19 protein-coding genes and 6 tRNA genes are annotated in these 25779 nt (G+C 40.1%); 11 read left to right on the top strand and 14 right to left on the bottom strand.

The genetic code is table 11. The features are described 5' to 3' along the window. Positions 1 to 93 precede the first annotated feature (93 nt). From QPX86_RS12815 to panP, 3 genes are all read left to right on the top strand, one after another. Entirely contained in the window at positions 94 to 1452 is a 1359-nt protein-coding gene (locus QPX86_RS12815; RefSeq protein ID WP_220755529.1) for a GntP family permease, read from the top strand. 73 nt (positions 1453 to 1525) lie between these two features. Continuing rightward, on the top strand, positions 1526 to 2689 hold the full coding sequence (locus tag QPX86_RS12820; protein ID WP_285162926.1) for a glycerate kinase: 1164 nt from the start codon (positions 1526 to 1528) through the stop codon (positions 2687 to 2689). Between the two features lie 130 nt (positions 2690 to 2819). Further along, positions 2820 to 4469, top strand: a complete 1650-nt coding sequence (gene panP, locus QPX86_RS12825; RefSeq protein WP_285162927.1) for a pyridoxal-dependent aspartate 1-decarboxylase PanP — start codon at positions 2820 to 2822, stop codon at positions 4467 to 4469. Positions 4470 to 4540: 71 nt separating this feature from the next. Here panP and QPX86_RS12830 read toward each other — a convergent pair whose 3' ends face one another. From QPX86_RS12830 to QPX86_RS12850, 5 genes are all read right to left on the bottom strand, one after another. After that, a complete protein-coding gene (locus tag QPX86_RS12830) occupies positions 4541 to 5632 on the bottom strand; it encodes a calcium:proton antiporter (RefSeq protein WP_220755532.1) in 1092 nt (363 codons plus the stop codon). Next, positions 5629 to 6558 carry a protein translocase subunit SecF gene (secF, locus tag QPX86_RS12835; protein WP_285162928.1) on the bottom strand — a complete coding sequence of 310 codons (930 nt, stop codon included), beginning with the start codon at positions 6556 to 6558 and terminating at the stop codon, positions 5629 to 5631. Before secF ends, QPX86_RS12830 begins: the two co-directional genes overlap by 4 nt. After that, complete coding sequence (gene secD / locus QPX86_RS12840; protein WP_285162929.1) at positions 6558 to 8351, bottom strand: protein translocase subunit SecD; 1794 nt, start codon at positions 8349 to 8351, stop codon at positions 6558 to 6560. The genes secF and secD overlap by 1 nt, the downstream gene beginning before the upstream one ends. A 167-nt stretch (positions 8352 to 8518) precedes the next feature. Beyond that, a complete protein-coding gene (locus QPX86_RS12845) occupies positions 8519 to 9121 on the bottom strand; it encodes a hypothetical protein (RefSeq protein WP_285162930.1) in 603 nt (200 codons plus the stop codon). A gap of 495 nt (positions 9122 to 9616) precedes the next feature. After that, positions 9617 to 9707 (bottom strand) — tRNA-Ser (locus QPX86_RS12850). A 242-nt stretch (positions 9708 to 9949) separates the two neighbouring features. Here QPX86_RS12850 and QPX86_RS12855 point away from each other — a divergent pair. Both QPX86_RS12855 and fabA read left to right on the top strand, forming a co-directional pair. Next, a complete protein-coding gene (locus QPX86_RS12855) occupies positions 9950 to 11689 on the top strand; it encodes an AAA family ATPase (protein ID WP_285162931.1) in 1740 nt (579 codons plus the stop codon). A 73-nt stretch (positions 11690 to 11762) separates the two neighbouring features. Beyond that, on the top strand, positions 11763 to 12278 hold the full coding sequence (gene fabA, locus QPX86_RS12860; protein ID WP_285162932.1) for a bifunctional 3-hydroxydecanoyl-ACP dehydratase/trans-2-decenoyl-ACP isomerase: 516 nt from the start codon (positions 11763 to 11765) through the stop codon (positions 12276 to 12278). Positions 12279 to 12535: 257 nt separating this feature from the next. Here the strand turns inward: fabA and rmf are convergent, their stop codons facing one another. The 5 genes from rmf to rlmKL form a co-directional block, all read right to left on the bottom strand. After that, the gene (gene rmf / locus QPX86_RS12865; RefSeq protein ID WP_102528615.1) at positions 12536 to 12712 is read right to left on the bottom strand and encodes a ribosome modulation factor; all 177 of its coding nucleotides are present in this window, start codon (positions 12710 to 12712) and stop codon (positions 12536 to 12538) included. 199 nt (positions 12713 to 12911) lie between these two features. Beyond that, entirely contained in the window at positions 12912 to 14822 is a 1911-nt protein-coding gene (locus QPX86_RS12870; protein WP_285162933.1) for a DUF3466 family protein, read from the bottom strand. 25 nt (positions 14823 to 14847) lie between these two features. Continuing rightward, positions 14848 to 16773, bottom strand: coding sequence for an ABC transporter ATP-binding protein (locus tag QPX86_RS12875; RefSeq protein WP_285162934.1), 1926 nt, complete (start codon positions 16771 to 16773; stop codon positions 14848 to 14850). Next, positions 16770 to 17036 (bottom strand): glutaredoxin family protein, encoded by a 267-nt coding sequence (locus tag QPX86_RS12880; RefSeq protein WP_259651406.1) that lies wholly within the window; start codon positions 17034 to 17036, stop codon positions 16770 to 16772. The genes QPX86_RS12875 and QPX86_RS12880 overlap by 4 nt, the downstream gene beginning before the upstream one ends. Before the next feature lie 3 nt (positions 17037 to 17039). Then, positions 17040 to 19187, bottom strand: coding sequence for a bifunctional 23S rRNA (guanine(2069)-N(7))-methyltransferase RlmK/23S rRNA (guanine(2445)-N(2))-methyltransferase RlmL (gene rlmKL, locus QPX86_RS12885; protein WP_220755600.1), 2148 nt, complete (start codon positions 19185 to 19187; stop codon positions 17040 to 17042). Positions 19188 to 19529: 342 nt separating this feature from the next. Between rlmKL and QPX86_RS12890 the strand changes: the two genes are divergently transcribed. From QPX86_RS12890 to QPX86_RS12910, 5 genes are all read left to right on the top strand, one after another. Further along, positions 19530 to 19606 (top strand) — tRNA-Met (locus tag QPX86_RS12890). A gap of 103 nt (positions 19607 to 19709) precedes the next feature. Then, a tRNA-Met gene (locus tag QPX86_RS12895) sits at positions 19710 to 19786 on the top strand. Between the two features lie 29 nt (positions 19787 to 19815). After that, positions 19816 to 19892, top strand: a tRNA-Met gene (locus tag QPX86_RS12900). A gap of 29 nt (positions 19893 to 19921) precedes the next feature. Then, positions 19922 to 19998, top strand: a tRNA-Met gene (locus QPX86_RS12905). An 87-nt stretch (positions 19999 to 20085) separates the two neighbouring features. Continuing rightward, positions 20086 to 20162 (top strand) — tRNA-Met (locus QPX86_RS12910). 190 nt (positions 20163 to 20352) lie between these two features. Here QPX86_RS12910 and QPX86_RS12915 read toward each other — a convergent pair. Next, entirely contained in the window at positions 20353 to 21531 is a 1179-nt protein-coding gene (locus QPX86_RS12915) for a trans-sulfuration enzyme family protein (protein WP_220755328.1), read from the bottom strand. A gap of 156 nt (positions 21532 to 21687) precedes the next feature. After that, entirely contained in the window at positions 21688 to 22170 is a 483-nt protein-coding gene (locus tag QPX86_RS12920; protein ID WP_285162935.1) for a hypothetical protein, read from the bottom strand. Positions 22171 to 22352: 182 nt separating this feature from the next. Between QPX86_RS12920 and QPX86_RS12925 the strand changes: the two genes are divergently transcribed. Continuing rightward, on the top strand, positions 22353 to 22901 hold the full coding sequence (locus QPX86_RS12925; RefSeq protein WP_285162936.1) for a sugar O-acetyltransferase: 549 nt from the start codon (positions 22353 to 22355) through the stop codon (positions 22899 to 22901). Positions 22902 to 22910: 9 nt separating this feature from the next. Here the strand turns inward: QPX86_RS12925 and oleD are convergent, their stop codons facing one another. Both oleD and oleC read right to left on the bottom strand, forming a co-directional pair. After that, positions 22911 to 23951, bottom strand: coding sequence for a 2-alkyl-3-oxoalkanoate reductase (gene oleD, locus QPX86_RS12930; RefSeq protein ID WP_285165169.1), 1041 nt, complete (start codon positions 23949 to 23951; stop codon positions 22911 to 22913). 57 nt (positions 23952 to 24008) lie between these two features. Continuing rightward, complete coding sequence (oleC, locus tag QPX86_RS12935; protein ID WP_285162937.1) at positions 24009 to 25679, bottom strand: olefin beta-lactone synthetase; 1671 nt, start codon at positions 25677 to 25679, stop codon at positions 24009 to 24011. Positions 25680 to 25779: the final 100 nt, after the last annotated feature.

Here is a 25779-nt window from a genome sequence, read left to right on the forward strand (position 1 = left end):
TCTGTGCTTTTGCACAAAGAATTAAATCTGTAAGTTTTCAATAATACGCCTACAAAAACAACATATCTTTATACCCTGACCAGAGACGTTATCATGAGCATGATCTTGATATTAATTGGCGTAATTGCATTTATTGTTATTGCGACTTCAAAATTTAAATTACATCCCTTTTTAACCCTTATTTTGGCTTCTTTTTTAGCCGCCTTTGCTTATGGTTTGCCAAGTGCAGACATTGCTAAAACTATCACCACAGGCTTTGGTGGCATATTAGGCTATATCGGCCTTGTTATCGTGCTAGGTACTATTATCGGTACTATTCTTGAAAAAAGCGGCGCCGCCATCACCATGGCCGACGTTGTCATTAAAGTGCTTGGAAAACGCTTTCCAACATTAACCATGTCCATTATTGGTTATATTGTCTCTATCCCCGTCTTTTGTGACTCGGGTTTCGTCATTTTGAACTCGCTTAAGCAGTCAATGGCTAACAGAATGAAAGTATCAAGTGTCTCAATGAGTGTTGCACTCGCAACGGGCTTATATGCAACTCATACATTTGTACCTCCAACACCTGGCCCTATTGCTGCAGCGGGTAATTTAGGCCTCGAAAACCAACTGGGCTTGGTCATTGCTATTGGTGTATTCGTTGCAGCAATTGCAGCACTTGCAGGTACTTTATGGGCTAACCGATTTGCAAATGAGCAACCTGATGGTGAAGGCGCTGCTGAGTTAAATGATCAACTTGAAGACTATGAAACCTTAAAGCAAAGCTATGGCGAACTGCCTAGCCCAACAAAAGCTTTTGCACCTATCTTTGTACCTATTTTACTGATTTGCTTAGGTTCAATTGCAAACTTCCCATCTGCACCGTTAGGTAAAGAAGCGCTTTTTGATATCTTGATGTTTTTAGGTCAGCCAGTTAATGCGTTAATGATTGGTTTACTACTAGCAATTCCGTTGTTAAAGAGTTCAGACAAAATTAAAGAGTTCAGTGAACGTATTAGCCAAGGCTTGGTAGTTGCTGCACCAATACTATTGATTACAGGTGCAGGTGGTGCATTTGGCGCAGTGCTGAAAGCAACAGAAATTGGTACCTTCCTAGGTAGTAGCTTATCTGCACTTGGTGTCGGTATTTTCATGCCATTCATCGTAGCTGCAGCACTTAAATCAGCACAAGGCTCATCGACTGTTGCCTTGGTTGCGACTTCAGCACTTGTCGCTCCGTTATTAGGCGATATTGGCTTAGCGAGTGATATGGGACGAGTACTCACAGTGATGGCAATTGGTGCTGGTGCAATGACTGTATCTCACGCTAATGACAGCTTTTTCTGGGTAGTCACTCAATTTAGCCGCATGAGTGTTAAACAGGCATACCGTGCCCAAACAATGGCGACACTAGTCCAAGGCTTAACAGCTATGACCTTGGTTTACATTTTGAGCTTAGTACTGCTTTAATCTGCAATTGTTATCCATTCTAGCCACCCTTAATTGGGTGGCGTTTTAGTCAATTTTAAACACGAGATTTGATATGAAAATAGTCATCGCCCCTGACTCGTTCAAAGAAAGCCTTAGTGCATTAGGTGTTGCTAATGCAGTAGAGGAAGGATTTAAACATATCTTCCCTAATGCTGAATATTGTAAAGTGCCTATGGCCGATGGCGGCGAAGGCACAGTACAAGCCATGGTAGACGCCACTGGCGGCAAAATGGAACTTCTTCAAGTCACAGGACCTGATGGACAATCAGTTAAAGCGCAATATGGCATATTGGGAGCCACCGACGGCAGCTCTGATAGCGTTACAGCTGTGATCGAAATGGCAGAAGCTTCTGGTTTACACCATATTGAACGTGATTGCCGTAATCCTATGCTAACCACTAGTTATGGCACAGGGGAACTTATTCGTGATGCACTTGATAAGGGTATTAATCATATCATTTTGGGTTTAGGCGGCAGTGCAACCAATGATGGTGGCGCAGGTATGGCACAAGCATTAGGTTTTAAACTCAATACCATTCAAGGCACATCTATCGGCTATGGGGCTGCAGGGTTAAGTCAATTAGCTCATATAGACAGCTCAGCAGCGCACCCTCTAATTGCTAATTGTAAAATTGAAGTGGCATGTGATGTCGATAACCCACTTTGCGGTCCTAATGGTGCATCGGCGGTCTTTGGCCCACAAAAAGGGGCAAGTCCTGAAATGGTAATTGAACTAGACAAAACGCTAAATCACTTTGCGAATATCATCAATAGCACAGCAACATTACAGCTTGCTGATGACATGGCATCATATCCAGGTGCTGGCGCTGCTGGCGGCATGGGCTATGGCGTAATGACTTTACTGAATGCAGAACTTCAACCAGGTGTCGACATCGTCATTAAGACAGTGAAGCTTGCTGAGTTAATGCAAGGGGCAAATATCGTTATTACTGGCGAAGGTCGGATGGATAGCCAAACCTTGAGTGGTAAAACACCGATGGGCGTAATGCAACAAGCCATAAACCAACAAATCCCTGTGATTGGTATTGCAGGCTGTTTAGGTCAAGGCGCCGAACTCATTTTAGAGAAAGGCATGACCGCAATATTCCCAATTATCCCAGCACTGGCTCCATTAGATAATATTTTAGCTGATGCCCATGGGAATTTGGTCAATACCGCTCAAAATATCGCCGCAACGTTAAAACTATCGTTATAAAGCAGTCCGTTTGGAGCAAAAACTTGCTGACCAATAATCCATGAAGTAAAGTTAGCCCTCATAATTGCCAAGAAGACAGATACACTTTTAATGCTTCTTGGCTGAAAAATAAAAATGATGGCACGATTACATGACCGTAAAGAACTCCCGACAAGCCCAAGCATCAGAAGCTAGCCTTCTGCGAATATTTACCATTCCAGAAGATGCAGAATCAACGCTGAGTATTATTGAGCAGAAACTTTCTGAAGACTTAGCTGGCTTTTTAGGTAACAGTATTGCGGCTTTAGAAAAGCCATTATCGTTAATCGAACAAGATTTTCGTGCATACAAAATTCCAGACTCTCCTAGATTTGTTTCTGATTACACTGACGAAATCATGAAAAATCTAGTAGCTCACTCTGTTCATACTTCAGCGCCAAGCTTTATCGGCCATATGACTTCTGCCCTGCCTTATTTTGTCTTACCGCTGTCAAAAATGATGGTTGGCTTAAATCAAAACCTCGTCAAGATTGAAACTTCTAAAGCTTTCACTCCCCTTGAGCGCCAAGTACTTGGTATGATGCACCATTTGATTTTTGATCAAAGCGATAGTTTTTATGACCAATGGATGCACAGCGCGAATTATTCACTAGGGGCATTTTGTTCCGGTGGCACTGTAGCCAACATTACCGCCTTATGGATAGCTCGAAACCAATTACTTAAAGCAGATGGCAACTTTAAAGGTATTAACCGTGAAGGTTTACCTCGCGCGTTAAAACACTACGGATATGACGATTTAGCGATTCTAGTGTCAGAGCGTGGTCACTACTCAATTGGCAAAACAGCAGATTTATTAGGCATTGGCCGCGACAATATTATTAGTATTCCAACCAATGCTGACAATAAAGTTGACGTAGAACAAATGCGTCAAACCGCAGCTATACTCGCCGCTGACAACATTAAAGTCATGGCAATTGTTGGCGTTGCAGGCACTACCGAAACCGGTAATATTGATCCTTTAACAGAACTTGCTCAGCTTGCAGCAGAATTACAATGCCACTTCCACGTTGATGCAGCATGGGGCGGAGCCAGTTTATTATCAGATAAGTACCGTTATTTACTGAATGGAATTGAACTCGCTGATTCGGTCACTATTGATGCCCATAAACAAATGTATGTCCCCATGGGGGCTGGCATGGTGTTATTTAAAGATCCTGAACTGGCTCATGCAATTGCACACCATGCTGAGTACATACTCCGCGTTGGCTCTAAAGATTTAGGTAGCCAAACATTGGAAGGTTCAAGACCTGGTATGGCGATGTTAGTGCATGCTTGCTTACAAATTATCGGTAGTGATGGTTATGAAATACTGATCAATAACAGTCTTGAGAAAGCACGCTATTTTGCAGAGAAGATTCACCAACACTCAGATTTTGAACTGATCACTGAACCTGAGTTGTGTATTTTAACTTACCGATATGTTCCGAAAGAAGTACAGGGATTTATTGCCGATGCTATCGATCGAAATGATACTGATGTCATTGCAAAATGTAATCAGTTACTTGATGGGTTAACTCAATTCATTCAAAAACATCAGCGTGAGCAAGGTAAATCTTTTGTTTCCCGTACCCGAATTAAACCTGCAAAATATCAACGACAAGCAACAACCGTATTTAGAGTTGTATTAGCAAACCCTTTAACAACCCATGAAATACTGAATGCTGTTTTACAAGAGCAAACTGAGATAGCAAGACTTGATAAAAAGTTCTTGCCAAAGTTACTAGAACTCAGTCAAGAGTGATAACGTGACACTCCTATGAAACAGCCATAAAAAAACCAGCTAAGCTGGTTTTTTTATGGCTAATTAATCCACTATTCAAACATCAAAATAATATAAGCAACAAACAAAATTAGGTGAGCAACTCCATTCAATGAGTTTGTTCTGCCACTACTAAAACTAACAGCTGTCATCATTAGCGTAGTGCATAGAAGCACCATTTCAGCATTAGCTAAGCCAAGTTGTAATGGTTGATTAATCACATAACTGATTAAAATAACCGTTGGTACTGTCAAGGCGATGGTGGCAAGCACTGAACCGAAAAACAAGTTCATCGCCCGCTGCAATTGATTATTCAATGCCGCTTTTATTGCCCCCACTGCTTCTGGTGCTAGCACCAGTAACGCAACTATCAAACCACCAAACGCAATGGGTGCGTCTAAAAACTCAATACCAACTTCAACCGGAATCGCAAAACTCTTCGACAATAGAATAATCACCATCAAATACGCAATCAAAAAGAAAGAGTGATAAAAATTAGACCCCAATGGACCATGATCTTCATCTTCAACTAAATGATTTTTGTCGATAAAAAAATGAGTATGACTACGAGTCTGTATAAATAGAAACGTACAATACAATCCAATCGAAGCAATAATCAGAGTTCCTGTCATCGCCAACGACATCGAACCAAATTCATCCGATGAGGTAAAGTTAGGCATGACTAAACACAATAATGCGAGTGGAATTATGCCGATTAAATATGATTTTATCCCATCCACATTATATTTCTGTGTTCGATACTTAATGCCACCAATCAATAAGGTTATCCCGACCAAACCATTTAAAACCGCCATAATGACCGCAAACATGGTGTCTCTGGCTAAAACAGGGTTAGGATCACCAGTAACCATAATGGATGAGATCATCACCACTTCTAGAGTTATAACCGACAAGGTTAAAATTAAGGTCCCATAAGGATCACCCAATTTTATGGCTAAAGCGTCAGAGTGACGTACGACAGCAAATATAGTTGCTAACACTACAATAAATAAAAAAGAGCTTACTAACAGACCATAAAACGAAAATAACTCCCCTTGTAATACCTGATTCCACTGACTTTTGAACACAGTGACAGCCAAGAACCCAATCAAAAGTAACCACTCTTGTTTAAACAGCTTTGTCATGAGTAGTTTTCCTCAATATCAAGAGATTGAGGAATGTAATCTGCGGGTTTTAAACCAAATAGCTGAGGTAATGTCACCCCTAAAGCAATAGATGAGCTGGTGCCGCATACTATGCCTACAAATAAAGCGATAGAGAAACCTTGCAAACTATCTCCAGCAAGAAGCCACAGACTTGAAACCGTCACAAGTGTCGTACCTGAAGTCACTAATGTTCTTGAAAAGGTCGCTTTAACTGCTTCATTAATAATAGGTTCAGTTTGACCGTTAGGGCGCATACGCATCAATTCTCTGACCCTGTCAGCAATAATAATCGAGTCATTTAATGAGTAACCCAGTACAGCCAGTAACGCAGCTAGTACGGTCAAATTAAATTCTATTTGCAATAACGAAAATACGCCCAAAACAATCACAACATCAGTCATTAACGCGATTAGAGCTCCTGACGCTAGGCGCCAATCAAAGCGCATGCTGAGATAGACCATGATTAACAACAAACAAGCTATAATTGCCAAACTGCCTTGCTCAACCATTTCTTGTCCGACTTGTGGTCCAACAATACTATGGCTATCGACTTGAACCTTCTGGCTAATTGGGGCTAGTTGCTCTGCAATTCCTGTATCAAGTTCACCATCATGACTATAGCGAATAATCCACTGGCCACTGTCACTGCCTTTCATCACTTGCACATCTTGACTGAGTTCTTGATCTAAATGAGCCTTAATTTGATCTGCTTGTAAAGCCGCATCGACTCGCACTTCAGCGACAACGCCACCAGTGAAATCAAGCCCCCAGTTAAACCCCTTAAACGCTACTAATCCTAACGACACCACTAACAAAAACAGTGAAAAACCTGTCATGATAAAACGAATTTTAGTTAACTTACTGCTTGTCGTTTGATTTGATAAACTATCTGATGAATTTTTCATTATATTTTTACCATGCGACGTTTATCACGTCCCCAAATTAGGTTAATAATGGCTCTTGAAAGGAAAATGCCTGTAAACATGCTTGTAAGAAGCCCTAAGCCGAGTGTCAGGGCAAAGCCTTGAATAGGTCCATTACCAATTGAGTAAAGGGCTATTGCCACAATCATTGTGGTTAAATTCGCATCCCAAATAGATGAAAAAGCACTATCAAAACCGCTGTTAATGGATTGAGCAAAGCTATAACCTTGTTTCATTTTGTCTTTGATTCGCTCAAAAATCAGTACGTTAGTATCAACAGCCATACCAACTGTCAGTACTAAACCCGCAATACCTGGCATAGTCAAAACGGCCCCAGGAATTAACGCTATTAAACCCACCAGCATGACAAGGTTGATGCATAATGCAGTATTAGCCACCCAACCTAATCGTCGATACCAAAAGGCAATAAATGTTAGTGTTAGACCTAGACCTAATGCTAAGGCTGCAAAACCACTTTTAACATTTTCAGCGCCAAGGCTTGGGCCAATGGTTCGCTCTTCTACTATGGTGACAGGTGCAGTTAACGAGCCAGCGCTCAGTAACATCGCTAATTCTTGTGACTCTGCTAAATTGCCACTACCTGAAATCATAAAGCGATTACCTAGGTGCGCTTGAATAGTCGCGACACTGATGACCTTACTTTGCTCAACACTTTCACCATCTTTTCCTTGGCTAAACTCGTTATAGAGCGTCGCCATTGGATTACCGATATTATCCCGTGAGAATGAAGATATTTTTCTCCCACCAGCAGAGTCTAAAGTCAGGTTCACTTGCGGCATGCCCATTTCTCCAATGCTTGCTCTAGCATCAATGATATGCTCACCACCTAAAATTGCTCTTCTGTTTAAATGCACTGGTCTGCCGCTTTCATCATCTACGGTCATTGCCATTGGTGAGCGCGGCTCAGCTAAAGCGTGGAAAGATAAAGACGCTGTTGCGCCAATCACATTTTTTGCAGTGGCAGGGTCTTGAACCCCTGGTAACTCAATGCGAATTCTTGTTTGACCTTGGCGCTGCACAGAAGCCTCAGTAATCCCTAAATGCTCAATGCGGCTTCGCATAATTTGCAGGTTTTGAAGAACCGTTGTACTACGCAATACATCACGCGCTTCTTCAGTTTGCGTCATTACCAAGGTGTTACCATTTACGCTGCGTTGCCACTGGGGAAACTCTTCACGAGCACTCGCAACCCCAGCTTGTAAATCGGCATTATTTCGAAAGTTCAGCTGCACTTTGCCATCAACATGTCGGCCTTGAGAGCCTCTGACCATTTGCCTAAATTCATCAATGACCATTTGTCGATGGGCGTGATACACAGGTTCCATATCAACATCCAATAAGAATTGGACACCACCACGTAAATCCAAACCCAATTTAATTGGATTAAAACCCAAGTCTGTTAACCATTGAGGTGCATCAGACTCCATAGCCAAAGCAACAACAACGTTATCTTTTTCTAAGTAAGATTCCATCGAATATTTGGCAGCAGATTGTTGATTAGGATCGCTCAACACTACGGTTATTTTATCTCGGGTTTGGGTAACGTAGTTTGTCGAAATATCTTCGCTATTTAACTGTTTAACAAGTTGAGATATCTCAATTTGATTGTCTCTAGCGTTAATATGTAGAGCTGCATTCTCGCCATAAAGCGACGGTAATGCGCTAAGAAACATCATTAAAATGCTAATAAGCAGCACGATGTATTTCCAAGTCGCAAAGCGATTAATTGGAGCTTGAGGTGTTTTTTTATTCACGTTTTATTCTCTGTTAAGAATGAGACCGTGCACTTGCTTAGATAAAGCCTATGAAACTTAACTCTTACGAAATAAACTCGAAAGAAATCAACTCAAATAGGTATGTCCAAGAGCACAATAAATTAGCCGTAAATCGGCAATAAATAATTTATTTGAATAACAGAGAGTTAGCTAAAACGTATATGATGGTGGCTATAGAGGCTGTTACCGTCTTTCCAGCCTGATAGGCGAGAAACGGCACTAGATAGCTGGCTAGTCCAATGAGTGGTGAATTTAGGTTTTTCTATCGGGGCAATATAACGGTTGAATATAATTGGCTCGAAAAAAGCGATTTGTAGAAAATAATTAGGTCTTGCGCCGACCCCTGCTCGATTATCACTACTGACAACCCGTCGAACTTCATTAAAAAAGTTAATATTGGTTAACTCACCAATAAGCGGTTGTTCTTTTTCTTTAGAAAATTGCTTAGATTTAGCCTGATTATTAACTAGATTAGAAACAACACTCTGGCTATCAGTTTGCAACAGTTGAGATTGCAATAGGTTAATTTGATTAGCTTGAGCAGTATTTGAGACATAAGCTTTTGCACTATCAGTAGATGATATGATGCTTAAAGCAATTGAGTCACCTGAAACACAAGTCGACATTTCAGCGGTTACTAGATCAGTATTATTTTGTTTCTGAGTCTCATTTAGTTGCACTTGTGCAAGCGTTGAGAAAGAACTCAACGATAACACTAACAAAAAAATGATTTTTAGACGTTTAAACAACAAAATATTTTCCAAACTCAATTATGAAATTCGATTATATGTTGAATTGTATCAATTCGCATACCAATAAATATATTCAGCGTCCCCTTAAACATTAAAAAACCATTTTTAAGCATAAATTTCAGCATCTTGAGCAATTATTAATTTTAATTAACAACGCCAGTAGTTGCTAATTAAGGTACAAACTTATGTTGCAATGGTCTTCCTAAAACAAAAATGCCGCTGCTTTTTAATAACGGGCTTTTGTATATAGCGGAAAGATAGGGATATGAAGACCCTACATTGAGACGCTACAAACCAATTGGCAATACTCCAAAATACAAACACAAAAAAGCCCGCTATTTTTCAATAACGGGCTCTTTCGATAAATATGGCGCAGAGATAGGGATATGAACCCTACATTGAGACGCTACAAACCTTTTAAATATCTTTACAAATATCTCAAATTTCAAAAAGCAAAAAGCCCGCTAATAACTTAGCGGGCTTTTCTTAATATGGCGGAGAGATAGGGATTTGAACCCTAGATGGGCTACAAACCCATGCCGGTTTTCAAGACCGGTGCATTCGACCACTCTGCCATCTCTCCGAACGCCGAGAATAATATAAGTATCAGGCTCACTTGTAAACATGATTTTTTAAAAACTTATTCAAATGGTCACCAAATAGTCTTTTTAGTTATTATTTAAGCAAACTTAGTAAAAACCGTCTCTCTAGTACATTATAAACGGCCATAAAAGCCATAAATAGCTGACTGATAGAAGAATCATTTCAATGATATGACGATATTGTGTGCTAAAATCTTTTTAATTATTTCTAACACTTGTAGCTATGACCACAACTTTGATCCCAGCCTCGCAACTTGCGCCGCAGTTTACCTTGCCTCAATCTTTACCAAGTACTGTTTATTTAAGTCATCTGTTACTTGGACAAGAACGCTGTACAGATGCATTTAACTTAATGACAAAAATTGACAATCAGCACCTCTATCTTGCTGACTTTGCAAGTATCGATCGTAAGTTATTTTTTAAAGCTTTAGTTGGGCAAGCTGATACTCCGTCTGACTCATATTTAGTCGCGACAAAAAATCAAAACGATAACCAAGATTTAAGTTTTCGTTGGCAAACTGAGCTACCTTCTGCAAACGTTGGAACTATAGCCAATCAAAATCAGCTCTATAGCTACATCAGCGGTCAAATTCGCCGTGCGGATTTAATTGGTAAAATGCAAAAAAACGATAAATCGAGCCAATATAAAGCTGGGATATTAGCTTCGAACCATTTTGTATTTATTGATGTAGAGTCACTTTGGAAGCGCGAGGGATTGTGGGAATTTGTGATGCAAATTCTTGAAGATGGTTTTTACCGCATCAACAGTGAACTTGCTCCAATTCCGCTGAACTGTAAAATTATCCTTGTCGGCTCTGCTAATTTGTTTACTCATTTACGTAGTGAGGACCGAGTCTTTTTCAAATACTTTCCGCTACTCGCCGAAGTAAATTCAGAGTTAGACTTAATCAAATACTCAGAGGCTCAATACTTACAATGGCTTTTGAGTTTGGCTAATGAGTATGGTGTTCAATTGGAGCTATCCGCTTTAATGCCTTTATTCTGGTATAGCTCAAAACTCACAGAACATCAGCAGCGTTTAAGTTTATCAATGCTACAAATTGCGCAATTGCTGACCCAAGCAAAAGCGTTAACCCATGCTAAGTCGGTTAGCGCGTCTACCTTATCTAATGCACTAGTCAATATTAAAAAGCGTCATGACAGTTCTGAAATTTACGCTGCGCAAAACTTTGCTGATAATTTCATTAATTTGCAAACATCGGGTGAGATGATAGGCCAAATAAATGGCTTAACAGTGATTGATACCCAAGATGCCAGTTATGGCGAACCAGCCAGAATCACAACCACAGTTCATTATGGTGACGGTGAAGTCATCGATATTGAAAGAAAATCTGAACTGGGTGGCAATATCCATACTAAAGGCATGATGATCTTATCAGCTTCTTTGTATCGTATCTTTGGTCGTGACGCACCATTGCATTTAAATGCCAATATTGTATTCGAACAGTCTTATCAAGAGATTGATGGAGATAGTGCCTCACTAGCTGAATATTGTTGTTTAATGTCAGCAATTGCGGAGCAACCGATTAATCAAGCTTTTTCAATTACAGGTGCACTAGATCAATTTGGGAATGTACAAGCGATTGGTGGTGTTAACGAAAAAATTGAAGGCTTTTTTAAACTATGTCAAAGCCGTGGCCTAAATGGTGAACACAGTGTCATCATTCCAAAAGCTAATGTGTTGCAATTGAACCTTGAGCCAGAAATTATTGAAGCTATTGATAAAGGTTTATTCCATGTCCATGCAATAGCGCACATGGATGAAGCTATCACTTTGCTAATGCAAATTAATGCTGGTGAGAGAAATGAAGACAATGATTTTCCAGAGAAATCTTTGTATGGACTCGTCCAACAAAGATTAGAAAAAATGGCTGGCCAAGATGATGACGATGTCGAACCGTCATTTTTACAAAAAATATTAATAAAATTACGAATTATTTAGTGATCGGAGTTGTTTAGCTTACACGTGTTCGCTATCTTGTCACCCTACTCAACATTAAGTGGTAATATTTTAAATGGTAAAAGCTAACAGTTTCACTAAAGAAGAGTTAATCGCATGCGGTAATGGAAGCCTTTTTGCGCCTAACTCACCTCGCTTACCTGTCGATAATATGTTGATGATCGACCGTATTACTAAAATCAATGAAAACGGTGGTGAGTTTGGTAAAGGCGAAATCGTAGCAGAACTTGATATTACCCCAGACTTATGGTTTTTTGATTGCCACTTTAATGGCGATCCTGTTATGCCTGGTTGCTTAGGCTTAGATGCAATGTGGCAACTCGTTGGATTCTATTTAGGTTGGGAAGGCGCTGAAGGTAAAGGTCGTGCTTTAGGTGTGGGCGAAGTCAAGTTCACTGGTCAAGTATTGCCAGAAGCTAAAAAAGTCACTTATAAACTGACATTAAAGCGCAAAATACACCGTAAACTCGTTATGGGCATTGCTGATGCAGTAATGGAAGTCGATGGCCGTGAGATATACTCTGCTACAGACTTAAAAGTGGGTATTTTTAAAGATACCTCTACATTCTAAAGATGCTATCAGCAGAATTACCGATTGATAATTTAGTGTTAAATTTAGTCTCAGAAAAATATTTTGAAGTATAAACTTTGTAATCAGTGGTTTGACATATAGCTGTTTAAATAGTGCTGCTGAATATAAGTGCTGAAGTGGAAGTAAAATCAAACTTCATCTATTTAAATTTAATGCTATAGACACCACATAAAGTCTTTCTTAAAAGCCCTCACTATTCGCATGAGGGCTTTTTTGTATTTGGACAACATCTAATCCTATTTATTAAACAAACCGCTTAAACGGCCATCAACACCTTCACGCCACCCGCCTAACCATTGTGATTTAGAATCTAAAGTACCATATGGACAAAGTTCTTTTGAACGTCCTGCAATTCCCGCTTGGAACCCTTTAGAAAAAGCTCTATCTAATCGATCTCTTTTTTGTCTTTTCATTAACACATCCTCGTTTTGTTAATTAAGCCCATTGAATAGTGACTTCATCAATGGCTTCAACATAAGAAATAGGCGAGTTTTCACACAAGATCAATGTCGATTTATGACAAAATTATGCATTTTTATTTAAGGTATTGAGAAAAAAGACAAAAAAAAATCGAGGAATAAACCTCGACTTTTTGTTCAAAAAATGCTCAAGCTATTTCATTTTACGACGACGTAGCCAAAGTAGCGGTAAGCTTAATAACCAGGCAAAAGATGCTGCACCTTGACGTACATATGGCTCATCTTCAACTAAGTCAGACTCAGTACAAGCTTCTTGATTACCTGCTGACGGTTTAAGCACAACCATGCGGGTTAGGAACGATGTTACAGGATCACCATTGCCATCAATTTCAAATAATGGCGTGCCATTTTCGCCTAAAATCAAGTTACCATCTTCATCGTATTGATAAACAGGTTTACGAACAAATGCCGTGCCTACAATTGTACCTTCCTCATTAATGCTGTTTGCTTCAACAACATAGAATTCAGCACCATAGGTTAGGATTGAACCATCACCATCAATGACTTCAACTTGATGACGAGTCCACTCACCATCTTCATCTTGCTCGTAACCTTTCGATTCACAAGTTAAGTTGTTATTGATGTTGATAAACTCATTGTCGTTCATGTTGAATAAGAAACCAGCCTTAGGACGTGGCGTGTCTTTATCGTAAGTCACTTCAATGTTACCAACAACTTGCCCTGCGTTATTGATGGCTTTTGGTTTGCTGGTTAAATCTGACAGACCTTCTTGAAAATCATCAGGGACGACAATTTCAGCTGCAGGGTCATTAATGTCGTAGTAAAAGAATTTTTCTCTTAAATAGCCACTGATGTATTTTTGGAAGCTACCCACAACTATACCATTATCATTAATATCATAAGCTATTGAGCTATAGACGGTATCACTGAAAATGTCAGGGTCAATCCAATTGTATTCGTATTCACCTGTCGTGGTATTTTTCTGCCAATATGCTGCATCTTGGTATAAGTCATCTTCTTTACCGTTACGGTAAGTGTGCGAACGACCGACAACTACACCGTCATTATTAATACCTAAACCTTGAGCGGTGTAGTTAAGAGTAGAATCTTCATCCGGAGTTAAACCAAGTGGAAGCTCAATAATATTATCTTCAGGGATCGTATTATCCGATTCGATTTGCCACACGTGAGCTCGGGTTTGATAAGAAATATTTCTCACACCATTTGATGGGTACTGATCAGCCTGAACGCACACTTCTACAGGTACTGGAAACTCCTCATCTTCGTCTTCACTGGCATCAATACAATCGTCAACACGGCCTGAACTGTATTCTGTAATGGCTGTACTTGCATAACCTGCAACTAAGTTACTGTTGTTAACTGCAGCGGCCGCTGACCAACCACCTAGCTCAACAACAAAGTCGTCATCTTCACGCACGTATGTTTCATATGAAGGATTAAGTTCGATTTCAGTGCCATCTTCTGTTACCGCAACTCCGCGTAATTCAAAGTCACGATAATACCAATATTCTATAAAATCATCTTCATCTTCAGGTTGTTCACCTTCATAGTCCATGGTTTTTTCAGGTGCGGTATAAGCGCCAACTTTAACGCCGCTATCGTTCATACCATAAAAAAAGGTATCGACTGAATTGACAATTAAATCACCTTCATCGTCAACGTCAGTAGGCGCTGTCGTACCATTAATGCTGAAGAAGTTAGGGTTCCATGGAGATTCTGCGTCATTTTCTTCAGCAGTAAAAGTGTAGTTATTAGCAATAATTGGTAAATAAACTGAATAAACAATGGCTTCTTCTGGCGCAATACCGTCTTCTACGTCAATAACACCATCGTCGTCTTCATCATCTACTGATAACTTTTTCTTACCTTTAGATACACCGACCATCTCGTCGTTGGCATTAACACCAAGGGCATAACCACGGCTGGTGCCATCGACATTACCTTTAAGGTCAAAATCTTCGATGTTTACAATTTCATATACTGGAGCAGCATGAACACTTCCGATAGCGCCAAGCACACTCAAGGCAACGACAGATAATGCCTTATCAAACTTCGACTTCATTTTAATTCCTATTTTTATTATGCGCTTACTTCAATGACTCGAGTTCTTCCCAACGTTCAAAGCAAGTGTCCAATTCTTGTTCTTTTGTCGCCAATGCTTGAAGCACTGAATTGACAGTATCTTGTGGTTGGCTATAAAAATCAGCCGAAGCCACAGTTGTTTGTAATTCTTCAACTTCTTGTTCTAACTTCTCCATCTTACTCGGCAATTGGTCGAGTTCGCGTTGAAGTTTGAACGACAATTTTTTTGGTGCATTCGTTGCAGCTTGTTTAGGTTTTTCAGCCTTAGTTTCAACGGGTGCTGATGGTATGACAACAGATGTGGCGTCAGGTTCCTCAGAATAAAATTTAGCGCCCTGAGATACAGCATCATTGTATCCACCGACATACTCGTGCCAGCCCCCATTACCTGCAAACCACCAACTACTTGTCACCGTATTATCAATAAATTCACGGTCATGACTCACAATCAGTAATGTCCCTTCAAAATCAGTGAGTAGAGACTCTAACAATTCTAAGGTCTCAACATCAAGGTCATTGGTTGGTTCATCAAGAATAATCAAGTTTGCTGGCCGTAAAAGCAAGCGTGCTAGCAACAGACGGTTTTTTTCGCCGCCCGATAATGCTTTAACAGGTGTCCTCGCTCTAGCTGGCGAAAATAAAAAGTCTTGTAAGTAACTCAAGATATGACGGTCTTGACCGTTAATCGTTACGGTACTTTTACCGTCGCCGACATTTTCTTCAACCGTTTTTTCTGGGTCTAGTGCTTCACGGTATTGGTCAAAGTAAGCTACTTCAAGTTTAGTGCCTACTTTCACTTCACCTGATTGCGGTGTTAATTGCTCAATCAATAATTTGATTAAAGTAGATTTACCGCAACCATTAGGACCAATTAATGCGATTCTATCTCCACGCATCACGGTTGAACTGAAGTTTTTAACTAAGTCTTTTTCAGGTAAGTTGTAATTGATATTTTTAATATCAAATACCAACTTGCCTGAACGCTCAGTATCGCTGACGTTCATCTTCGCATTGCCTTGACGATTCAAACGTTCAGAACGTTCGGTTCTTAAGGCTTTTAATGCTCGAACACGCCCTTCGTTACGAGTACGGCGCGCTTTAACCCCTTGACGGATCCAAGCTTCTTCTTCAGCAAGTTTTTTATCAAAATGCGCATTTTGCTCAGCTTCAACACGTAACCATTCCTGCTTCCCTTCTAGGTACATTTTGTAATTGCCAGGCCATGACGTTACAACACCACGGTCTAAATCAACAATGCGAGTCGCCATACGATGAATAAAGCCACGGTCATGGCTGACAAAGACAATCGCGCCTTTGAAATTAAGCAAGAATTGCTCTAACCATTCAATGGTATCAATATCAAGGTGGTTAGTAGGCTCATCAAGTAACAATAAGTCAGGTTCACTAACTAAGGCACGGGCTAATGCGACTTTACGTTGCCAGCCGCCAGACAGCTCATTCAGAGGCTTATCTGGGTCTAGTCCTAATAACTCACAATTTTGGATGATTCTTGAATCAAGTTGCCAGCCATTATTATGATCAAGTGACTCTTGCAAGCGAGTCATTTGATTGAGCATTTTCTCCATTGCTTCAGGCTCAGCTGTTGCAACGTCATGAGAAAGCTGATGATAACGCTCTAGTTGTTCACCAATTTCTTGAAGCCCCGCTGAAATATACTTATATACTGTCCCTGTTTCAGCTTTAGGTGGATCTTGTTGCAATCGACTCACAGTGACATCAGATGCAATATTAAACTCACCGTCATCAAGTAACACATCACCTGATAAGACTTTCATTAAACTTGATTTACCTGCGCCATTTCGGCCCACAATACAAACACGCTCACCAGGTAAAATAGTGAAATCAGAATTTTTCAATAATGGTGTGTAACCATAGGCTAACGAACCATTATTAATACGAACTAGACTCAAACGACGCTCCTAATAAAATCAGTTAACTGCTCGCCATCAAACGGCCAAAACAGTTCTTTATCACCCATCACTAACACCGGAATAGAAATGCCATAACGTTCAGCTAATACTTCGTCATCGCAAATATCGATATGTTGATAGCTCAAGCCTAATTGCTCAACCAAGGATTGAGCGATTTCACACAGATGACACCCATCTGTGTGATACAAAATTAAACCTGAGTTTTCTGTCATGGTGTTAGTTAACATATTACTACTCGTCATGATTTAGCTGCTATAAGGCGACTTAGCATGAGTGATTAACCATGTGTTATGGATGTGCGGATTACGCTTATAATCCAATGGTAAGGTTTGGTTATCAATATTCTTCACGTCCATTTTATACTGACTTAAAAGATTGATATCCATTTTAAATTTACGCTTGTTATTCGAGAAAATTATTTCACCAGTCGGGCTTAACAATTTAATCAAATCAACTAATAGTGCTGCGTGGTCACGCTGAACATCCCAGCTATCTTCCATACGCTTAGAGTTAGAAAAAGTTGGCGGGTCAATGAAGATTAAATCGAACTGTTCGTTACAATCTTTAATCCATTGAATGCAGTTAGCTTGCTCAAACTGATATTGTCTAACGTTGAGGTTATTTAGCTCAAAGTTCTCTTTAGCCCAAGCAAGGTAGGTATTCGACATATCAACAGTGGTTACTGATTTTGCGCCGCCAAGTGCAGCATGTACTGACGCACTACCGGTATATGAGAACAAGTTCAGTACACGTTTACCCGCTGACTTTTCACCAACCAATTTACGGGTTAAACGATGATCTAAAAATAAGCCAGTGTCTAAATACCCTGTTAGGTTTAATTTAAAGCGGGCGTTATATTCTTGAGTAATGATCTCAAGCTTTTGCTCATCAATTTTTTGATATTGATTCGTCCCTTTTTGACGCTCACGGGTTTTTAATGTCACAAGCTCAGGGTCAATACCTAACGCATTCGGTAGTGATAACAACACATCCGTTAAACGGCGTTTAGTGACGGCTTCCGGAATCGTCGCTGGCGCTGAATACTCTTGAATCACAACATGGTCGACATATTTATCAACCGCAACATTGTACTCTGGTAAGTCAGCATCATAAATACGGTAGCTATCAATGCCCTCTTTTTTAGCCCACTTAGTCAGCTGCTTCATGTTCTTTTTAATGCGGTTAGCAAAAGCAGGTGAAATATCGGCAATATCGACGCCTTCAGGCAATACTGGCGCTTCGCGGCGAGTACTTTTAGCATGCAGAGTATAAAGATTAAAACCACACTCAAGTGCGCCATTAAACATCTTCATTTGCTTATCAGCTTTTAGCTTTAATGCTGATAATAACTCAATGTCACTGCAAAGCATGGCAATTTTCCAACCACCAAAGTCTTTCTTAAATTTGTCACCCAGCTGGTAATACAACTGCAATAGTTCAGTAATACTGCCTAAGCGCTCACCATATGGAGGATTAGAAATAAGAAAGCCGTCTGCAACAGGTGGAGTCACATTTAACGCATCCGATACAGAGAACTCAATTAAATCGGCAACACCTGCATTTTCAGCATTCTTTTTAGCTAAAGCCACTAAGCGAGAATCGATATCTGATGCAAAGAATTTAACCGCGCAGCGAGTCTTACCTAATGAAGCTCTGGCGTGTGCTTCATCTAAAATTTGATGCCAAATAGTCTCATCGTGCTCAAGCCAATGCTCAAAACCAAATCTTGCACGTTGTAAACCAGGGGCGATATCAGCAGCAATTAAAGCGGCTTCAATAACGACGGTACCACTTCCGCAAAAAGGGTCTAATAACGTTATAGGATTTGCTTGCCAGCCACTTCGAGCCAACATGTTGGCGGCAAGGTTTTCTTTTAACGGCGCTTCACCTGTAGTAGAGCGATAACCGCGTTGGTGTAAAGAAGGACCAGAAAAATTGATCGACATGGTAAGTTGATTATTTCGGTAATGAGCATCAATTCTAAAATCAGAATTAATACGCTCTACGTCTGGGCGCTCTTTACCATCATCACGAAAACGGTCAACTACCGCATCTTTGATTTTCAATGCACCAAATTGGGTGTTATTGATAAATCCACCAGTACCATGGAAGTCGATACCAAATGTACTGTTATTAGAGAAGTGAGATGGCCAATCGACAGCATAAGCTGCGTTATAAAGTTGCTCGGCAGATTCACAAGCACCTTTATAGATAACCACGACAATGCGACTAGCAAGGCGAGACCATAATGTAATTCGGTAGGCGAGTTCTATTGGTGCAGAAAAATACACACCAGCGACGCTTTCCTTAACATCAGTAGCACCAAACTCTTTAAGCTCATTAGATAAGCTATATTCAAAACCCTTAGGGGCAGCAGCAAAAAAATTTAACATGGAATCGCAGTCATCATCTCACAGGTATAATTAAGTCGGCATTATATACCTAAACCAAATCTCAAGTGTGAAAATGTCACTGAAAAGCATAAATTCTAATCTTTTAAGTCATTTTGAACAATTTACAGAATAAATGAGGGATATTCGAAGAGGTGAAAGTCGGTAAATTTGATCTTAAAATTTCAAAATTGGAAAAATATAAATAAGACATCGATTAAAAGCCAAACAATAAAGCCAATAAATCGCTATTTATGCTCATTAACCCAACAAACAATCATAAAAATGTCATTTCGACTTGCCAAGGACGGTATAGGTCGTTATAGTTCGCCCCGCTTAAACGGACGCGGGATGGAGCAGTTTGGTAGCTCGTCGGGCTCATAACCCGAAGGTCGTTGGTTCAAATCCAGCTCCCGCAACCAATTTTGTAAAACAAATCAATTATTTGTTTAGTTTTATAAAACTGCAAAAGCTATTAAATTTATTTATTAGCAATCGGTTTAAGCAAGATAGTTTATATTCGGACGCGGGATGGAGCAGTTTGGTAGCTCGTCGGGCTCATAACCCGAAGGTCGTTGGTTCAAATCCAGCTCCCGCAACCAATATAACAACTATCAATATTAAGTACGGACGCGGGATGGAGCAGTTTGGTAGCTCGTCGGGCTCATAACCCGAAGGTCGTTGGTTCAAATCCAGCTCCCGCAACCACTTACTTAATAAAAATTGAAAAAATCGGACGCGGGATGGAGCAGTTTGGTAGCTCGTCGGGCTCATAACCCGAAGGTCGTTGGTTCAAATCCAGCTCCCGCAACCAATTTCTTATAAACCTTTTATAAGATGTACAATAACTGATGCTACATCAGCAAAAATACTTTTCAATTTAGCTAAAAATAAATACGGACGCGGGATGGAGCAGTTTGGTAGCTCGTCGGGCTCATAACCCGAAGGTCGTTGGTTCAAATCCAGCTCCCGCAACCAATTTATTATAAGATTTACCTTCCTAGCTTTCTCTAATAACTTCCTGTTAAGAACTTCTTATTAAGAACCATCTTTTAAAATTTTCTAAGCACTATCTCTTTGCCACTTTATCAGCTATAAACCTTACTTCTTAATTACATAAAAAAGCCCGCAAATAGCGAGCTTTTATATCCCTGATTTTTTTATGTTTTCAGATCAGTCTTAAAGCTTGTTCTAAATCAGTAATTAAATCCTCAACATTTTCTAACCCAACCGAAATTCTCAATAAGTTATCTGTGATACCAGCTTCTGCACGAGCTTCAGGTGTATAGGGCGAATGAGTCATAGATGCTGGATGCTGCACCAATGACTCCGCATCTCCTAAACTCACTGCGATTGCAAATAACGATAAACGATTGACGAAGTTAATTGCTGCTTGTTTATCGCCATTTAATTCAAATGCAATCACCCCACCGGCTCGTTTCATCTGACGTCCAACATAGGCATTACCTTGATGAGACTTAAGTCCTGGGTAGAACACCTGATTTATTTGAGGGTGACTTTCTAAATAATTGGCAATAGTTTCAGCATTATCACAATGACGGGTCAACCTAACATCCAATGTTTTGAGACCACGAAGAATTAACCAAGCATCATGGGGCGAGATCACGCCACCAAAGTCTTTTAATATTTCATATTTAACTTTAAGAATATGCGCTTCACTGCCACACACTATTCCCGCAATTACATCTCCATGACCATTGAGGTACTTGGTTGCACTATGAATAACCATATCAACTCCCATTGATAATGGCTGTTGCAACAGTGGTGTCATAAAGGTGTTATCGACAATACTAATTAGCCCATTTCGCTTTGCTATCTCGACTATCGCGCATATATCAAACACCTGTAAATGCGGATTCACTGGTGTTTCACAAAACACTAATTTGGTGTTGGGTTGAATAGCTGCCTCAATCGCAAGCGTATCGCTAAAATCGACAAATGTGGTATTAATTCCAAGGCGTGTTAATTGAGTGCTAAGCAATGCGAAAGTACAGCCATAAATGGCGTTTGATGCAATAAGGTGATCGCCAGTTTCGAGATGAGTCAGCAATGCTGATGACACGGCAGCCATACCAGATGCGCACGCTGCAGCACTTTCAGCGCCTTCAAGCATTGCCATTTTACGTTCTAGTTCATCAGTAGTCGGGTTACCGAGTCGAGTATACATATGGCCTGGTTCATCACCTGCAAATCGAGCACCGCCTTGTTCTGCATTATCAAACACAAACGTCGCCGACTGATAAAGTGGCGTCACTAATGCCCCAAAGCCTTCTTTCTTATGACCACCATGAATTGCTAAAGTGGCTAAATTCCATTGTTCTTGCATCCTGCCCTCCCAGCTCACTTTTCATTAGAGTAATATTTGTTTTATTAGTGAGTTGGAATTTAAGATACAGAGGTTGATAATTTAACCAATGCTTATAGATGTTTTTATACACACTCAATTTGTAAATCAAGTGTTACAACTTAGCTGTAACTCCCATCAGTCCAGCTTTTTCCAAACTTCTTTTTCAGATAATTGACCACCCTCATAACGTTTGGTATGCCATTCATTCCCATCTATATGATAAGAAAACTTAAATGACTCTCCTTGTTTGACGTTAAACGAATTTAAAGTTGGAAATTCAATATAGTGTTGTTTTGTTAGTTGATACTTACCTGTACCTGCAGCCCAAAAAGTTTGGACAGCTGACTCTAATTTCATAGTAGTAAAACTAAAGTGCGTTTTCGAAATAACTTTAATAGCCGTGAGGTTTAAATCTCGATAATCAATCCATTGGTTTTTATCATTCAAATATGCCCCTGATACTAACTGCCAACTACCGATAAGCGGGTTTTGACCAATGAAAGGTTCATGTGATTTACCCACTGAAGCCCCATGACTGTTGGTTATCACAGCTAAAGTGGTAATAGCCAGCAAAAACAATTGTAAAAATGAGCGTAAGATAATCATTAGTTTTTCCATTGTAATCAATTAACAGGCATCATAATGGTGACTATTTTGCTTGGGTCACAACGTGCTGAATAGCCAACTTAGGTCTAGTAGCAATCTACTTTGTATTTATATGAAGCTATAAACTTCAAACCTATATATACAGACAGTCCGAAAAGTTTTTACTGAGTATATAAACTTAACTGGAAATCACGATGACAGAAAAAGAGAAGATGCTAGCAGGTCAAGCCTATGATGCGTGGGAACCTGAATTACTGGCATTAAGAGCCAATGCCAAAAAGTTATGCCATCAGTTTAATCAACTTTGTCCGTCTGAGAATGATAAGCGTAATCAAATTATTAACGCACTGATTTCACCAAAGGGTAAGTGTCATATTGAGGCTAATTTTTTCTGTGATTACGGCATTAATATCGAAGTTGGTGATAACTTTTATGCTAATCATAACTTAGTCATATTAGATGTTTGCAAGGTAAAGGTTGGCAATAATGTCATGTTTGGCCCTAACGTGATGCTTTCCACTGCAACTCATCCTCTTGATGCAATCGAAAGGCGCTCAACAGAATACGGTAAACCCATCGTTATAGGTAATGATGTCTGGCTTGGGGGAAATGTTTCTATTTTGCCTGGCATAACTATTGGTGATAAAGCGGTGATAGGTGCTGGAAGCGTTGTCACCAAAGATATTGCCGGCAATGGTGTATATGCCGGCAATCCATGTAAGTTTATTAAACCCCTCGTTTAGGATAAACGGTTATAGCGACTGCTTTAGTCGCTTCATGCCTTCATCAATATTGATTAGGGCTTGGTAACCAAAGTCTTGTTTGGCTGCACTGATATCAAAATAATGACAAGTTGAAAGTTGGCGAGCAACAAAGCGCGTCATAATAGGTTCTTGCTGTTTTTTGAGCAGGCCGTAGACAGTTTCTAAAACAACCCCCGCTGTATAAGCAACACCAGCAGGCACACGTTTTGTGACAGGAGCTATATCAACACAAGCCAAGATTTTATTAAGCATTGCTGCCATGGTTATTGGCTCATCATTACTTAAAAAGTAAGCCTTACCTGCGGAATTAGCTGCAGCGTTTAAATCATTTGCGGCAAGAATGTGAGCATAAGCGGCGTTGTCTACATAAATGGTGTCTACCAATTTATCTTGTTTGCCGACTAACTTTAGTTTACCTATTTTGGCACGTTCAATTACCCTTGGTACAAGGTGAGGATCTTCAGGACCCCAAATTAAATGTGGTCTTAACGCGGTGGTTTTGAGCTCTGAAGTATTGGCATTAAGCACCATTTTTTCAGCAATGGCTTTTGAATGCCCATAATAGTTTAGGAATTTTTCAGCATAAGGGGCTGACTCATTAATGCCTGCTTCATCTTCACCAGCAAAGGTGACACTTGGCGTGCTGGTATAAACCAAACGCTTGATATCCAGTGCTTTACAAGCTCGAATAATATTAGCAGTGCCATTAACATTTGGGTCAAAATAGCTTTCTCTGCTTCCCCAAACACCGGCTTTAGAGGCGACGTGAAACACAAGATCGCAATCTTGCATTGCTGCATACAAACTATCGTAATCAGCAATATCACCTTGAATCATAGTGACTCCCATTGCTGTTAATTCTGGGTAACTTCCACGAGCAAAACCTACGACGTCAATATCTGCTGCTCGCAGTCTTTTACAAATAGTTTTACCTAAAAAACCACCTGCACCTGTCACAAAAACCTTACTTACCGTCGGTTTTAGCGTCTGCAATGCGGCTTGTTCTTGTATTAATAGATCTTCAAACATCAACGGACTCTTATGGTTAGCAGTATTGTTTTTTGACACATCACTAATAGTCACAGGTTATTCCTTCCACTGCTTCTGCGCCCACACACTGAGTTTTTCTCTGAATATTTTAGCGTTATGGCGTACATCAACTGGAAAATCTGGATGAATTAAAAAGCGATGAATACCTTTTGTATGTTGGTGCTTGTCAGCAATATCGAGCAAGTCTTGATATAAAGCTTTGCTGGTTGAACAAACAATTCCTTTATCAAGTTCGACACATAATAGCGGCACTGTTGTCCCATTAATCTCAATAGCCACTAATGCTGAGCGTTTAACTTGTTGATGAGTATTAAATACTCGCTCACAAGGTATAGAGAAATAGCGTTTATCACTGTCTACACGGTGCGCTTTACGTCCGCACATCCACAGTTTACCTTCATCATCAAGGTAACCAACATCGCCCATTCGGTGGCGAATAGTTGTTCCATCAATGTTAATGTCAGCAATTTTGGCAATCGCCGTGGCGCTATCACGATGATAATAACGGCCACTGACCATAGGACCTTTAACAACAATTTCCCCTATCTTGCCATTTGGCAACATGAGTGAGTCATCCCACTGGCTAATCACATCTTCTGTTATATCTATGATAGCGATTTCAACCCCTTCAATAGGTCGCCCAACACATATTCCTTTGCCATTATCGGTGGCTTCAGTCGTCTCCAATAATGCCGAACTCGGCATCATGCTGATAGGTAAAGATTCAGTGGCGCCATAGGAGTTCAACACTTCAACATCTGGAGAAAGCATTTGACTGAAGCGTTTAATTGAGGAAATCGTCGCTGGCGCACCTGCGGATATAACCCGCTTAACGCTGCTAAGTTTATGATCTGTTTGCTCTCCTGCCTGACCTAAACGCTCAAGCAGCGCTGGATTAACAAACATATTTGAGCATTGATACTTTTCTATCGCTGCAAATAAGTAATCAGGGTTCGCTGTAATTGGCTTACTTGCATCCATTGCAGGAACAATTGATGCCATCCCTAATGCTGGCCCAAATAATGAGAACAATGGGAAAGTTGCCAAATCACGTTCGCCAGGTTTAATTCCATAATCCAATTTTAATGCTTGGATTTGTGCTTCAAACATTGCATGACTATAAACCACACCTTTTGGTGTTCCAGTACTTCCGCTGGTAAACAAAATCGCCGCTATTTCATCATGTTCAAGCAACTTAACGGAGTAAGGCTTTGCGGTTTGAGCTTTAGGGAGTTGATCAATACTTTCTGCACCAGATAACCAACGTTGAACACTGCTGCCGCCCACATTCAAGTTATGTTTAACCGACGACTTACCCCAACCTAATAGTCTTCGGGCAATATTAGCCTTTGGAATACCGATAAAAACATCAGGCTGTGCTTCTTCAAAACATTGTTTAAGATTTTTAACACCCATACCTGGGTCGACTAAAATCGGAATAATACCGGCTTTGAATAAAGCAAAAGTCAGTACAAAAAAATCGATACTCGGTGTCACCATTAATACTGCTTTCATACCAGCTTGAATACCAAAATCATTCAGCCGATAAGCTATGTCATCAGATTCAATATTTAGATTGTTAAAGTCGATTTCTTGATACGAAAGAGTGCCAGATTGAGCTGTTTGCAAGGCGACAGCAAGATCTGTTGGAGAATGTTGTGCAGCATGAGATAAATGCTGACATATGTTAGCCGTTTTTATGGTCATAAGCTCACAGTCATAATTACGATTATAAATTAACTACATAGATAACAATTGGTGTTAACTTTTCTAGCAGCAAAATAAAAAGGCATCATTACGATGCCTT

This window comes from Shewanella goraebulensis (assembly GCF_030252245.1).
GTDB classification, from domain to species: Bacteria; Pseudomonadota; Gammaproteobacteria; order Enterobacterales; family Shewanellaceae; genus Shewanella; species Shewanella goraebulensis.